13 protein-coding genes are annotated in these 13889 nt (G+C 48.2%); 9 read left to right on the top strand and 4 right to left on the bottom strand.

The window, feature by feature from the left end; all coding sequences use genetic code 11:
- The coding region (locus RB620_RS21225) for a hypothetical protein (protein ID WP_308097808.1) at positions 1-208 on the top strand (208 nt) is incomplete at its 5' end.
- Between the two features lie 328 nt (positions 209-536).
- Here RB620_RS21225 and RB620_RS21230 read toward each other — a convergent pair.
- Entirely contained in the window at positions 537-728 is a 192-nt protein-coding gene (locus RB620_RS21230; RefSeq protein ID WP_308097810.1) for a hypothetical protein, read from the bottom strand.
- A gap of 159 nt (positions 729-887) precedes the next feature.
- On the opposite strand from RB620_RS21230, the gene RB620_RS21235 reads away from it, so the two are divergent.
- From RB620_RS21235 to RB620_RS30400, 4 genes are all read left to right on the top strand, one after another.
- Positions 888-2342 (top strand): sensor histidine kinase, encoded by a 1455-nt coding sequence (locus RB620_RS21235; protein ID WP_308097812.1) that lies wholly within the window; start codon positions 888-890, stop codon positions 2340-2342.
- 14 nt (positions 2343-2356) lie between these two features.
- Entirely contained in the window at positions 2357-2932 is a 576-nt protein-coding gene (locus tag RB620_RS21240) for a response regulator (RefSeq protein ID WP_308097814.1), read from the top strand.
- A gap of 149 nt (positions 2933-3081) precedes the next feature.
- A complete protein-coding gene (locus RB620_RS21245; protein ID WP_308097816.1) occupies positions 3082-3285 on the top strand; it encodes a hypothetical protein in 204 nt (67 codons plus the stop codon).
- Positions 3286-3475: 190 nt separating this feature from the next.
- Positions 3476-3838 carry an S-layer homology domain-containing protein gene (locus RB620_RS30400; RefSeq protein WP_374121444.1) on the top strand — a complete coding sequence of 121 codons (363 nt, stop codon included), beginning with the start codon at positions 3476-3478 and terminating at the stop codon, positions 3836-3838.
- Here RB620_RS30400 and RB620_RS21250 read toward each other — a convergent pair.
- The 3 genes from RB620_RS21250 to RB620_RS21260 form a co-directional block, all read right to left on the bottom strand.
- Positions 3742-4254 carry a DoxX family membrane protein gene (locus RB620_RS21250; protein ID WP_308097818.1) on the bottom strand — a complete coding sequence of 171 codons (513 nt, stop codon included), beginning with the start codon at positions 4252-4254 and terminating at the stop codon, positions 3742-3744. The genes RB620_RS30400 and RB620_RS21250 overlap by 97 nt on opposite strands.
- Positions 4255-4470: 216 nt before the next feature.
- A complete protein-coding gene (locus RB620_RS21255) occupies positions 4471-5103 on the bottom strand; it encodes a GNAT family N-acetyltransferase (protein ID WP_308097820.1) in 633 nt (210 codons plus the stop codon).
- Positions 5100-5669, bottom strand: coding sequence for a hypothetical protein (locus RB620_RS21260; RefSeq protein ID WP_308097821.1), 570 nt, complete (start codon positions 5667-5669; stop codon positions 5100-5102). Before RB620_RS21260 ends, RB620_RS21255 begins: the two co-directional genes overlap by 4 nt.
- 158 nt (positions 5670-5827) lie before the next feature.
- On the opposite strand from RB620_RS21260, the gene RB620_RS21265 reads away from it, so the two are divergent.
- The 4 genes from RB620_RS21265 to RB620_RS21280 all read left to right on the top strand — a co-directional run bounded on the left by RB620_RS21265 (position 5828) and on the right by RB620_RS21280 (position 13883).
- Positions 5828-6430, top strand: coding sequence for a TetR/AcrR family transcriptional regulator (locus tag RB620_RS21265; RefSeq protein ID WP_308097822.1), 603 nt, complete (start codon positions 5828-5830; stop codon positions 6428-6430).
- Between the two features lie 121 nt (positions 6431-6551).
- Positions 6552-8282: a histidine kinase gene (locus RB620_RS21270; RefSeq protein ID WP_308097824.1), complete on the top strand. Its 1731-nt coding sequence runs from the start codon at positions 6552-6554 to the stop codon at positions 8280-8282.
- Positions 8275-9864: a response regulator transcription factor gene (locus RB620_RS21275; protein WP_308097826.1), complete on the top strand. Its 1590-nt coding sequence runs from the start codon at positions 8275-8277 to the stop codon at positions 9862-9864. Before RB620_RS21270 ends, RB620_RS21275 begins: the two co-directional genes overlap by 8 nt.
- A 176-nt stretch (positions 9865-10040) precedes the next feature.
- On the top strand, positions 10041-13883 hold the full coding sequence (locus RB620_RS21280) for a sugar-binding protein (RefSeq protein ID WP_308097828.1): 3843 nt from the start codon (positions 10041-10043) through the stop codon (positions 13881-13883).
- Positions 13884-13889: the final 6 nt, after the last annotated feature.

Raw genomic sequence — 13889 nt, forward strand, 5'->3', positions numbered from 1 at the left:
TTTCGTAAATGGTGGGTCGCACTTCCATTTTACCAAGAAACGATTTCTTTTTGTTATTTCTTTAGACAAAAACGGGGCTAGCCCTCAGGTCAATGAATTGACCTTATGGGACAGCCCCTCTAGCGTGGCCAGGGAAGCAGTGCCCTTCAATTCATTTCCTATATTATACCAACAGCATTCGTTTGCAACAATAGCTCCAGAAGAATAATTTGCCGTTACAGTTAGCGCGGTGAACATACCATAAGTAAGACGAAGGGTTTGCCGCCACAGCCAAGCCCTTATTATTCTGGTAATCGACCGTCTTCGAGATCCGAATAGCTAGCCTCCACATTTAATCCTGATGCTGAGAGCGATGAGAAGACCATAATTGAATTCCCACAATGACAACAGCAAGGCAATGCATCTCCCGGGAATCGGGCCGGACACGTCAAGATATATTCCCAAGAAAACTTCCCGAAATCGGGAAGTTTATACTCTATCCGTCGGGAAAGAGAGGCGAGTAAGATGGAGGAAGCAAACAACTAAGGAGAGCAGTATTACACTTCAGGCTTGGCTTCGGCTTTTGCCGCCGCTTCAGGTTTAGCTTCAGCTTTTTTTGCTTCAGGTTTAGCTTCAGCTTTTCTTGCCTCAGGCTTGGCTTCGGCTTTTGCCGCAAACGCCGGCACTGCTGCGCCGAACACTAAAGTCATTCCCAATACCGTCGCGACTAGAAATTTCCATTTTTTCATCATCATCATCCCTATCCTTATGATCGAATTAAGCTTGAGGATTCGTCATCCTCGCTTCTGTTCTCATTATAAAAGCATCCGGAAATATGCATAAGGTTGAACTTTTCTCACCCGGTCTAAGTGTTGTACTCAGAGTTAAATGCAATGGAGGCTATTGGGATGGTCATTCTATACTGCACCATATTTCTGTCCTTGTGGACGATCGGCACGGTGATGCTGGTCAATAATTCGGCAAATCCGCACACGCGCTGGTTCAGTTTGTTCTTGTTCGTCACTGGTTTTGCAAGCTTCTCGGTCGTGCTTAACGTGCAAGTATTGCCTTGGATGAGCGAGTCGTCCCTATTCTCGCCTGAAGCGATCGAGTCTGTAAGGTTGTTCTCGATGGCGGCTTGGGGTGTGGAATATCACTTTGTGCCGTACCTGTTGCTGATGTGCTCGCTGGTATTCACCCGATTGTTCCGCCGAAGGGCCATTATTATGTTCGGTCTGATCGGGCCTGTGCCCATTCTCGTTTACTTGACTGCGGTTCCGCCGCTATATCCCGATCTGCATTTGGGCGGTCACCTGTCGTTCCGCATGATCTCCGGCGCTTATTTTCTGACGGGGCTCGCGATTTATGCGCTGCGGTATGTAACCGAACGGAACGCGTCTTATAGGAAAAACAGCTTCCGTACCGCGGCGGCTCTAATCCCGTGCGTTAGTTTTCTATACGCTACGGATTATATCGGTATTGAACGGGTAATCATCAGCCGCGAAGGAATGGTGATGACGAGCAATAACATGTGGCTTATAATCGCTCTTGTGTTTGCGGCCTTCTTCATTTACTACGGAATGAAGTACGGCTTCATGGGGATCAAGCTCCGGATCGAGAAGCAGAAAATGGACTATTCCATGAAAAATTTGACGCAAGGGGCGCTCATTTTGAATCATACGATTAAAAATGAAGTGCAGAAAATCAACTACCTCAGCAGCAGAATGAGAAATTCCATCCTTCAAAACGATAAAGAAGACATGCTGCGCGATCTGACCCAATTGGACCGGGTGGGGGAGCATATCCTGAATATGATGAACCAAATCAAAGAAAGAACCGGCGATATCGTGCTGCATGAGGAGGAACATCGTATGGCGGACGTGCTGGAATACAGCCTCATGGCATTAGAGCCTATGCTGCAGGCCAAGCAGATTAGTGTTTCAAAAGATATACAGTGCGATCCGGTTATTCTGTGCGACAAATCCCATATCCAAGAGGTACTGAGCAACCTGCTCGTTAACGCTCTGGATGCGATTGGACCCGGAAACGGAAAAATCTCCATATCCTTGCTGGAGGCCAAGAAGGAAGTCGTAATTGGGGTCCAAGACAACGGGTCAGGGATATCAAATGAAAGCGCGGCGCGGATGTTCGATCCATTTTTTACGACGAAGAAGGGAGTAGGGAGCTACGGTCTCGGCCTGAACTACTGCTACGGCGTAATGCAGAAGCATGGAGGCAGCATCCGTCTGGCAGAGACGGAGCAGGGGAAGGGAACGCGGATGGAACTCCGATTTCCGGCCAAAAGGGTACGTATGATGAAAATACCAGATCGTTCCGCAGCTCTGCGGATCGGCGCGATATAAGGGGAATGACCGGGATGGAGCATAAAATACGAGTTATGCTGGTGGAGGATGACAGCTTCTGGCGAGAGCAGCTTGTTGCCGACTTGAATAAGGAGACGGATATCGAGATTGTCAAAGCGGCGTCGACAAAGAGGGAAGCGCTGGAAGAGGCGGGTATACTGGACATCGACGTGGTACTAATGGACATCAACTTAACCGAAAATCAATTGGACGGACTGGAGACTACCAAAGAGCTCATGATCGCCACCAAGTCGAAGATCAAGATTATTATGTTAACGTCATTGACGGAAAAAGAGATCATTATTAAGGCGTTCCAGAATGGGGCCGTAAATTACATCAATAAATCGAGCTTCTCCGATATCGTGCGCGCGATCCGCGAGGCCTATGCCGATCAGGCTTCCATCCATTCGGACGCGGCTTTGGTCATGAGAGAGGAAATACGGTTTATGCAGTTATCCCCTTCGGAACGGGAAATTCACGAGCTCAAGGAGCGCGGCTACAGCCGCACGGAAATTGCGGAGCTTCTCAGCAAATCGTTGAATACGATCAAGACGCAGATCCGGAGCATTCGGAGCAAGTTGTTGAAATAATGGGACAGCAGGTTTCTCATGCGCAGGCCTGCTGTTTTTTTTGTGCAAACGGGCGGTCACGAAGCCGGGGGGTGAGAATAGTTCAACCTCCCTGAAACTTCCAGATCATTATATATATAGAGGCGATAACAGCCGCAGACGGTGGATCGGTGCCTGGCGGTGGAGGAAATCCACCTCCGGCGAATGGCGGCAATGGCAGCGGCAGCGGCTCTTGGCTGATGGACCTTAAAGGCGGCACATTTGAAGCGTTCGAGGGTCGGTTGAAGCTGATCGTAGATCCGAATACGTTCGATAAAGGCGTGAAGCTTGCCTATAAGCTGAAGGAAGATGGAGATGCGGCAGCGCCGGCGTAGTCCCTAAGCTTCCGATAAGATTGTCCATATCTTATCAAGCAAGCTCTAATGCCGAGCGCGATGCGCGCACATTCGGTATTTAAAAAAGAGACGAGTCCGCGAGAGACGGCTGGAGCTATGTCGGCGGGGTCGTTCATGAGCAATCCGGCGTCATCAGCGTTGATGTAGAGCAGTTAGGCGAGTACGGGTCATGGTCTATGAGCCGGCGTTCGAAGATCTATTGAACCATTGGGGACATTCAGAGGTTGCAGTATTGGTTAGCCGCCATATCGCCAATGGCGTGGCAGCCGATCGTTTCGAGCCTAATCGGCCGATTACTCGAGCAGAGTTTATCAAGCTGCTTATCGAGACGGCAAGACGCGGTGGGATAGTTGAAGCGTTGGAGGCCTCTAACGTTGATACTAATGCTGGATCGGCTAAGAATACACCGTTTACGGACGTTCCAGCGAATCGTTTTTATTTGTTAGATGGTATGGGGACTGCTTGTCCTCTTTTGTTTTCATTGATGGTCAACAGAGTATCTAAATTAAAATACTTATCGAGACTGAAGTGAAATGCATCTGACCTGAAAATAATTAATGAAAACGCACTTGTATAAAGAACAAGACTTATTAAATTCATATTTCCAGAAAGAATGAAGCCTATGTGCATAAAGAGACAAATAAGGATAGAATGTATGGTAAATAAGCCCGCTATAAGGAATATGCCAAGTATAATCTGGACTATTGGGATAACATAGTTCAAAATCATCACATGTTCTAAAGCTACATTCTCAATGAAAAACTTATAAAAGGTCGGGGTATTTGGATTTTGTAATGAATCCAATAGATACTCTCTCAAAAATAACCCTGGTTCTTTAAACCATGACTTTTCAATGATTTTGGTTAACCCTGCCAACAGCCAGCCTATTCCAAAAAGAATACGCATTAAAACAATAAGAGATGAAAACACCCTTTTCATTTCTTTCATTTAAAGCTCCTCCTCTTCCGAGTTTCTCTAAGCCATTTGTTTTGCCTGAGGGAAACATTTTGGCTAAAAATTTTTAAGGATAAAATGTTTACTCCGTACATAAAAGTTTACCATGGGCAAAATTTATTGTAAATAGATATCTTGTAAATTGTCCCATGAAAGACACCGGTCCATGGAATGAGATTCTGACTTGGGGTTACGTCAATTCGAATAGGTTCATTGAGCTGGGTAAAACATGCAATAAACAGGTAATTGATCAATCTGGGTTTCTTCGGTTAAAGTAAATCCAAATCGTCGATATAAGTCTACATTTTCATGGTTTTCCGTATCCAGTGCGACTCCGTGCGATTCTGGGTCTCTTTCTGCTGCATTTAACAAGTGACTCAGCAGTGTTGTACCGACTCCCTTGCCTTGTGACTGAGGTTCGACTCCAATCATAATCAGGTAGTGATGCGATGATGAGGGAGCAACTGATCGCGTGATACGCATATAGGAATTAAGTCTGCGCAACGTTGTTCCGGGTAAATGAATAAGTAAAGGAATCAATCCCCACAGCAGCCACAAATCTCTCGCCTTCTGAACCTTGCTTGCTTGCGGCTTCTCGACCACGTAAGCGCCTAGTAAGTTATCATTTTCAAAACAACCCCACGTCTCTTCATTGAGCCAGAAGCTTTTGTCAAATAGAAAGCTAACAAAAGCGGTCACTCTTCTTCGCGCATTGCCGTCGAGTGCTGAATGACCAAACACATGCAGGAATAGAGGGTCTCGGGCAAATGCCTTGCTCATAAGCGCAACGAATAAGGGTTTGTCTGACCTTGTCAGCTTGGCGACTCGATAGATTGAACTCATACTTGTTCCTCGGTGTTATTGATCGTTTTGCTGTAATGATCAACAGAGAAGCTAAACAACACTTTCAACATAAATAGGAGACAAGTGACTAACATATAGGGCTCTATATTGGGCAATAAAGGGATACAGCTAAGTCCGATGGATAGGAGCAAGCCTGCAACAAAACGTTGTGAATGGTTGCCGATCAAGGCGTTCACGATAAAAGCCCCTATGATCGTATAAGCCCAAACAGCAATGGAGTGCCACATTTCTGTTTGCAGTAACAACGATACAAGCACGATGTGAAAGTGGATCGTTATGAACACGATTCGATTGATTTTCCGAGCTGCATAGAAGTTGCTGGTGGAAGCTGTAAAATTAGCGACGCAACCAGAGAAGATATCGAACATGAATAACAAGGCCAGAGCACTGCGCCATACTGGCAAAGATTCAGTCATTTCGGGAAATAGGAAATATAACCCCAAAGTCAGCAGTCCTCCAAAAAGCAGAATAGCCAGAAGGTTTCCTACACGCTGAACTTCTCCAAAGACATCATGTAAAAACGTAGGAATTCGCAGTTGATTCATTTCATTACACTCCCCGCGTCCTTTAAAGTTTTATAGTATATGTAATTAATCACTACAAAATGATTATAACTTTCAAGGCGTGCAGTTTCAATATATTTTGTACTTAAATTATTGAATCACTCTAAAAGTTGAGCTACACTTCTAGTGAGGTGAAGTAAATGAACGGCTACGAACGACGAAAACAGAAAAAAATCGATCAGATTTACAACGTTTCCTTGCAACTTTTTAGCAAATACGGGTATCAGAAGGTCAGCATCAACGAGATCGCCCAGATGGCGAATGTTTCGCCTGCTACAATTTATAACTATTTTGGAACCAAAGAACAGCTCTACGCCGATATGCTGATGAACTGGATGGACAAGCAGTTGCAGCAATATGAGAATATTGTTGCTTCTGGACGTTCCTTTCCTGAGAAAATGAAGAATATCATGCTAATCGAAGCTAAAAACTTAAAAATCATTTCGGATGTGTTTACGCAAGCTGCATCTTCTGAATGGAGCGGATTGGCGCAATTGATGAAAGACTACGTGGAGGAAAAGGTCGAACCCTTCTTCATGAAGTTTGTCGCGCTGGGGAAGCAGGAGGGGTATATCCATAGAGATCTGACAGAGGAACTGACGATGATGTATTTCACGATGTTCAAGAATGAGATGGGGCGCTACTGGGAAGCGGGAAGCGAAGAACTTATGCATCGACATGCGGATCAATTCATGGAGTTATTTTTCTATGGTTTATGCGGACAGCCGCGGGAGCAGAAGTAGAAATTCGCCATTAGAGTGATACATAGTCACCAAAACGTTCAAAAAATCACGCAAATGCGTGGACGTCTTTTTGCAGCCTGTGAGATAATCGAAGGTACCACAATATAAAGGATCGATTCCGATGAAGGTGATCCAGTCTCTCCAGTTCAAGCTCATTATCGGCATTGTCGTTGTTCTAGCTCCGCTTGTCGCCTATCATCTCTATACGAATTTTTACGCCATTCACGTCGTACGGGAGAAGGTTGCTTCTTCCAATAACGATTTAGTCCATATGTTTATGCAAAGCAAAGTCGATCAAGTGCTCGAGGATACGGGCAAATATATACTGACGCGGGCAGCCAGCGATCCGGATATGCTGTCCCTGAATTTGTACCCAGAGAGCGACGGGGAATATCAGCTGCGCAAAGCCCGCATTATTAACCGGCTCCGAGATGATCTCGAGCTGTACAGCACGATTGATACGTTCTTCGTGTATTCACGAAGCGCGCAGGATTTGACGGTTACTGATGGCAATTACGAGGATTTTGGCGATCTGGCTAATTGGATGAATAAAGGAAGCACCACCGACAACACCGGATGGACCGTATTCCAGAATGGCCGTGATTACGGATTAGTCATAACTGTTTATGCCTCCCGCGATGTCGTACTGGGAGCTTGGATCGACTTGGATAGTTTGCTTGCGCCATTCAGTCAATTAAATCTAGGTGGAGACGGAGAAGTTGCCGTTCTTGATTCGAGCGGCAAGCCGTTAACGCCATCCTCCTTAACCGATGACGGACTGGAAGACTTAAGACCCCATCTGGATCGAATGGACAATTCCTATTGGGTATTGGATCAACCGGGAGGCAAGAAGCTGGCCGTCGGGACCAAATCCGGACAGTCGGATATCAGTATCGTGGTCCTTGTGCCGGAGCAAAGTTTAATGCAAAGGCTCACCTTTTTCCTCCGGGCGTCTTGGATCATACCGATCGGCGCTGCGTTTGTACTAGGCCTGTATGTGCTGCTGCTCAAGAAGGTGCTCTTTGGGCCGTTAAGCGACTTGATCCGCGGCATGAGGCGGATTACCCACGGTGATTTGGACTATAGGCTGGCCGAGGACGATACAAGCGAGCTTTCCTTCCTATCGTCTACCTATAACAATATGGCCGATCAGATCAAACAGCTGCGGATCGGTATTTATGAACAAGAGCTTCGCGTCAAGGAAGCAGAACTCAAGCATCTGCAGGTACAGATCAACCCTCATTTTTATTTGAACAGCCTTCATATCATCTATAGCTTGGCAACGCTGAAGAATTACATTAATGTTCAGAAGATGGCGCTGCATTTGGCGAACTACTTCAAATTTACGATTAGAACGAACCGGACCCATGTAACGGTGAGCGAAGAGATGAAGCATATTCAGAATTACCTGGAAATCCAGAAGCTGCGGTATCCGGATATGCTGGACTTCGAGATCGAGATCACTGCTCCATGGGGAGAACAATCTATTCCCGCTTTATCGATTCAGCCTTTTGTGGAAAATGCCATCATTCACGGGATGCGGATGGAAGGCGATCCGTTCTTCATCCGTATGTACACGGAAGCGGTACCGGATCAGCCGGATCGGTTCGCCGTTGTGATCAGCGATAACGGTGAAGGGTTCCCGCCCGAGCAATTGGAGAAGCTCGCTTCGGGCAGTTATATGGAAGAAGCTGACGGCAGTCATATCGGTATTTGGAATGTCATTCATCGGCTGCAATTATTTTTCGGCGACAAGGCGGAAGTGCAATTTAGGAACAGCAATGGAGCAATCGTTCGTTTGCTGCTGCCAATTGACACTTCATCGGAAGGCGGGGGCCATAAGCATGTTTAACTTGCTAATCGTGGATGATGAGAAATATTCGGTTGCCGGCATTACACAGGGAATTGATTGGAGCGATCTGCCCATTGGTAACATCTACGAAGCCTATAGCGTTAAGCAGGCGAAGGAACTGATGAACCGGGAACATGTCGATCTTCTTCTCTCGGACATTGAGATGCCCGGCGACAACGGCATTCAGCTTCTGGAGTGGACGAGGGAAAATTTCCCGGAGGCGGAGACTATTTTTTTGACGGGACACGCCAATTTCAGTTACGCCCAGCAGGCCGTGCATCTCGGCAGCTACGAATATATATTGAAGCCTATCGATTATGAGGAACTCAAGAAGGTAATCGAGCAGGCACTTAAGGAAATCAAGGATAAACGCGAGGCCAAAGCCTATCAGGAAACGTTTCGACATTACCATGACCGCTGGGTGCAGCAAAAACCGCTGTTGATTGAACGATTCTGGCAGGATCTGCTCAGCCAGCGGATTGCGGCGACCCCGGATAATATTGATGAAGCGATCCACCTGTACAATTTGCCGCTTTCCTCCAACCAGACCGTGCTTCCAATTCTGATCAGTGTTGAGCACTGGAATAAAGCGCTTGATACGAGGGATGAGGAAATTATGGAGTATGCAATCCGTAATTCGGCTGCGGAAATATTACTAACAGGTGGACGCGGCGTTGTGCTGCAGGATCGGTCAGGTGTAAACGTTGCTTTGTTGTACAACAGCACAGTGGGGGAAGATGGACTAGCCGAACTTAAGGAACGGTGCAGGCTGCTGCTTGAAGCGGCCAGCCGTTATTTCTATTGCGAAATCTCCTGTTATATCGGGGAATCAGCGGAGCTGATCCACTTGCCTGCATCTTATAAAATGCTGCTGGAGCAGGAACAGGATAATATGACGAGATCCAATGATGTCTTTTTATGGTCTGAACCTTGGAAAAAGTCGGCACAGGTTATTCCGTTTGCCCCCGCCGAGGATTGGCTGGTCTTGTTCGAAGCGGGTAACAAGCAAGAGCTTCTCAAACGGCTGGATAATACGGTGCAGGAGCTCCGAGAGCGGGACACGACATCGGACACGATTGATATGCTGACGACTTCAATCAAGCATCTCATCTATCGGTCTTTCCACCGGAAGGGATTGCTCATCCATAGCAGTTATGCAGTAAGAGGAACAATCCGCTCTTTATCCCAGTTCCAATCGTGGGCCGAGCAGGCGCTTCATGAGTCCTACGAAGTGTATCACGGACAAGTGCCGGATACGCGGGCCGTTATTGAAACGATCCATCAGTTTATCGCACAACATTTAATGGATGAAGGGTTGAATCGGGAGGAAATTGCAAAGCATGTATACTTGAACCCTGCTTACTTATCCCGGTTGTATAAGAAAGAAACCGGCATCTCCCTTTCCGATTACATCCTTCAGGCACGAGTGGAGAAATCCAAGTCCTTTCTCTCGGATACGGACCGCAAAGTTTCGGATATCGCTGAGGCGGTCGGATATATGAATCTATCCCACTTCGCCAAAGTATTCCGTAAAATCGTAGGGATCGGCCCGAAGGAATACCGGCAAAAATACAGCAAGTAGCATCAGAAGCCTTCAACTATACGGTTGGAGGCTATTTCTATGGCGATAAAGTAACGGAATCGTCTAAATAGTCACCGTGCATGATTGAGAAAGCGCTTCCTTTGAAGGTATCATTCAGGTGAACATTGGCAAACGATGTTGACTGTGGAGTACGCAGTCGAAAAGGAGGAGATGAATTGAGGAAGAAAGGGAAGGTGTTCGGCAAATGGATGTTGATTTTCATGTTAACGCTGCCCCTCTGTTTACCCGCTCAGGGCGTATCCGCAGCGGAGGGCGCGACGGCATGGACGAATCCGTTTGATCCGGATGGATTTGCAGGCTGGGGGTTATGGGCGGGTGAAGGCAGCTCCGTTACCAAAGAGAGTGTGGACGGTGTAACCGGCAAAGCGGTGCGGATCAACTATGACCGTTCGGCGTTAGGCTGGGGGCTTGTCGCACATGCCGAACTGCCATCAGATTGGCTGGTGGACGGCATGAAGACGATCCAGTTTTATGCCAAGGGCGATGGAGAAGAGCAGACATTCTTTGTTGGCGTGGAGGAAAAGGATGGGGGAGATAAGTTCCGCAAAATGGTCTCGATCGGAGGAAGAGACTGGACGCTTGTTACGATTCCGGTGTCGGAGCTAGCGTATCAGGATGGCGGCGATCAGCATCTCGATTGGGCGAAAGTGAACGCCATCAATATTAGTCCGGAAATGAACCGTTCCGGTCATATTACGATTGACGATATGACGCTCAGCAGCTTTGAACCAAGCTTGACGAATGAATTCTCGCCTGATGTGTTCGGCGACTGGGGATTGTGGGCAGGCGAGGGCAGTCAAATTACGAAGACGGAGACGGAAGGCGCGGCGGGTCCAGGTGCCCGGTTTGACTTTACCCGTTCCGATGCCGGATGGGGCTTGGTAGCACATGGATCGACTCCTTCGGAATGGAATCTTGAAGGCACACAGTCCATTCAATTTCTCATTCACGGCGATGGAACGGACCGGCATTATTCCGTTGGCGTTGAAGAGAAGGATGGGGGAGACAAATTCCGCAAGATTATCGAAGTGAAGGGAACCAGTTGGGAGCAGGTGACGATCCCGGCTTCAGAGCTCGCTTACACAGACGGCGGAGGAGACGGGCAGCTTAACTGGAATCTGGTGAACGGGATCAACATTAGTCCGGAAGAGAACGGGACCGGCTACTGGTATCTGGATCAATTCTCCTTTTATAAAGGAGGTTTGCTGCCTCCTGTAGTGGAGGAAGCAACACTTAAAGTGATGCAGCTTGCAACCTCTAAAGCTGGTTCAGTGTTTGTAGGGAAGAGCATTCATATGGAGGCAAAGCTGTTGAATAGCGGAACGGCGCCAACAACACCGAATCTTAAGCTTCACTATTCGGTCAAGGATGACAATGGTACAACGGTGCTTTCCGGCGAAAGCGGTATTCCTGCCATTCCGGCTGGAGGAGAAGCGATCATTCCATTATCCTTCCAGGTGCCGGGTTATGGTTACTTTACGATCGAGGCAGCAGCAGAGGATGAGGGAGGTATTTCGTCCGCATTGACGAAGCCATTTGCAAGCATTATGGCGCCTTCAACGAATGAACACGACTTGTCCGATACGCTTAGAGGCTTCTCAACCCATTATGATTATTTGCCAACGGATGATCTTCGCAGTCAGGAAGCGGAGCTTATTCAGTTATCGGGTTCGAAGCTTGTCCGTAACGACTTTTTGTGGAATGTGATTGAGCCGTCGAAGGGCACATACGATTGGTCCCTCTATGACAATATCGTTGCGACGAATAAGCAACACGGCCTTCAAATGATCGGCTTGCTGGCATACAGTGCAGCTTGGGCGAGTACGGCGCCCGAACGGGCTGAAATGCCGGATCATTATCCGCCGCGCACCGTAAGCGAATATGCGGACTTTGTTTATCGGACAGTGTTGCGTTATAAGGATACCGTTCATCAATGGGAGATTTGGAATGAGCCGAATCTAGACGGATTTTTCAGGCCTACACAATCGGCGGAAGCTTATGTCGAACTGCTCAAAGCCGGTTATCTGGCGGTGAAGCGGGCGGATCCGAAAGCAACCGTTGTGATGGGCGGTCTGTCTGGAACGGGCGGTGGTTACTTGGATGAAATGATCGCTCACGGTGCAGCGGATTACACGGATGCCATTGTTATTCACCCGTATCAGGCGGGAGATCCGGAAGCAGGGGATTCCTTCGTCCATGACATTGCCGGCGTGCAGGCGAAGATGCCGGATAAACCGATCTGGCTGACCGAGTGGGGCTGGAGAACCGATGAGCAGGGAGCAGACAAACAAGCGCTCTACACGGTAAAAGGTTACCTTCTTGCCGAGGCAATGGGCGTGCAGAACAATGCGCTTTATTCCTTTAATATTGCTACAGATACGCAATATGGTCTTGCAGATTCCCGCTTAGGCGGCGAAGTAAAGCCGATCTATCCTGCTGTGGCAGCGATGAACCGGGTATTGTCGGGCCGTTCTTATGCGGGAGATGTGGCGCTTGAAGACGAGAGCATTACTGCGCTCGCATTTAATCGGACTGCTGCCGATCCTTTGTTAGCGGTGTGGTCAACGGAGTCCAAGACAATTACCTTAAGCACGAGGAGAAATGTGACCGTCTATGATTTCTATGGGAATGAGACAACGGTTGCCCCGGTACAAGGAAAGGTAACTTTGCAGCTGTCTGCGGAGCCAATCTATGTGCAAGGGGATCTTAAGCCGTATGTGAAGAGCGCAGTTCCAAGAACAGAGAAGCGGTCTAAGAGGAAGCCTGGCAAGCCGGATGAAGCATGGATTATGAACAGTCCTTACACTCGGATTGGCAACGCGTCAATAACACGCGGCTTCGACAATACGTTCTCGGTTGAAGTGTACAATTACAGTAAAAAAACGATCTCGGGCAAGCTGCAGCTGCAAGGGATTCCGGCGAATTGGTTCACTTCTGCGGCAGGCAACCTTCAAAGCTACAACGTGAAGCCGTATTCGAGTCAAATCATCAGCTTTAAGCTGCATCCGCCGGCAGATGCGGAATTAGGTACGGTACAGGCGACGGTTAAGCCTGCGAGCCAATTATCCGCTAAGACTGTCAAGCTCGATGTTGTTCCAAAGCTGGCGATCGTGGCGGATAAGAAATTTATCCGGCTGTCGAATACAACAGATCAGGCAGCCTCGGGAACCGTCTCTCTTGCCACACCTTCAGGCTGGCAATTGGCATTGGAGCAGACGGCATTCGAACTCGCCCCCGGCGCATCGGTTACGATCCCTTATTCTTTGATGCCGCTTAGCGGAACAAGAGCGGAAGGGATAGTAACCGTAGCCGGGACCGTACATGCAGATGATGAAGAAATACCTTTCAGCCAAGCCCTTTATACCGTGACGGCATCGCAAGCTGCGCAGCAACCCGTTATCGACGGATTAGCGGATGACAGCTGGACCTCTGCCGTGTCCTTAATCGTAGATGATCCGTCACAAGTTAGCGCGGATTATCGCCCAAGCTGGCAGGCCAGCGACTTATCGGCGGATGTTAAGCTGATGTGGGATTCATCGAGACTGTATGTACTCGCAACTGTGAAAGACGATATCGCTTCACAGCCGCAGTCCGGAGGCGCGATGTGGCAGGGAGATTCATTGCAGCTGGCTTTCGACGCAGCTAATGCGGCGGGAACCGGCTATGGGCCACAAGTTTACGAACTCCAGATCGGCAAGCCGGATGGCGCAGCCCCTCAAATTTTTAAAGGAATGGGCTTCGCCAAATCAGGCTTGATGGAAACTGGCAATATCGCAGTCATTCGGAATGAGACATCGGGTACAACGGTATACGAGCTGAGCATTCCGTTCGCCGAGCTCGAAGGCTTTGGCATCGGCACATCTCGGAAAGCAGCAGGCTTCTCATTCCTCATGAACGATAACGACGGAGGCGGCCGCGAGGGCTATATTGAATGGTCTTCCGGAGTAGGCGGATCGAAGAACGCATCGCAATTCGGAACGTTATGGCTTAACGATTAGCAGGAT

The sequence above is a fragment of the Paenibacillus sp. LHD-117 genome, assembly GCF_030929555.1.
In the GTDB taxonomy this organism is placed as follows: domain Bacteria; phylum Bacillota; class Bacilli; order Paenibacillales; family Paenibacillaceae; genus Pristimantibacillus.

What these genes read in the sequence shown, in the direction of transcription:
- RB620_RS21230 (WP_308097810.1), bottom strand. Translation starts at nt 728, where the DNA reads ATGAAAAAATGGAAATTTCTAGTCGCGACGGTATTGGGAATGACTTTA.
- RB620_RS21235 (WP_308097812.1), top strand. Translation starts at nt 888, where the DNA reads ATGGTCATTCTATACTGCACCATATTTCTGTCCTTGTGGACGATCGGC.
- RB620_RS21240 (WP_308097814.1), top strand. Translation starts at nt 2,357, where the DNA reads ATGGAGCATAAAATACGAGTTATGCTGGTGGAGGATGACAGCTTCTGG.
- RB620_RS30400 (WP_374121444.1), top strand. Translation starts at nt 3,476, where the DNA reads ATGGTCTATGAGCCGGCGTTCGAAGATCTATTGAACCATTGGGGACAT.
- RB620_RS21250 (WP_308097818.1), bottom strand. Translation starts at nt 4,254, where the DNA reads ATGAAAGAAATGAAAAGGGTGTTTTCATCTCTTATTGTTTTAATGCGT.
- RB620_RS21255 (WP_308097820.1), bottom strand. Translation starts at nt 5,103, where the DNA reads ATGAGTTCAATCTATCGAGTCGCCAAGCTGACAAGGTCAGACAAACCC.
- RB620_RS21260 (WP_308097821.1), bottom strand. Translation starts at nt 5,669, where the DNA reads ATGAATCAACTGCGAATTCCTACGTTTTTACATGATGTCTTTGGAGAA.
- RB620_RS21265 (WP_308097822.1), top strand. Translation starts at nt 5,828, where the DNA reads ATGAACGGCTACGAACGACGAAAACAGAAAAAAATCGATCAGATTTAC.
- RB620_RS21270 (WP_308097824.1), top strand. Translation starts at nt 6,552, where the DNA reads ATGAAGGTGATCCAGTCTCTCCAGTTCAAGCTCATTATCGGCATTGTC.
- RB620_RS21275 (WP_308097826.1), top strand. Translation starts at nt 8,275, where the DNA reads ATGTTTAACTTGCTAATCGTGGATGATGAGAAATATTCGGTTGCCGGC.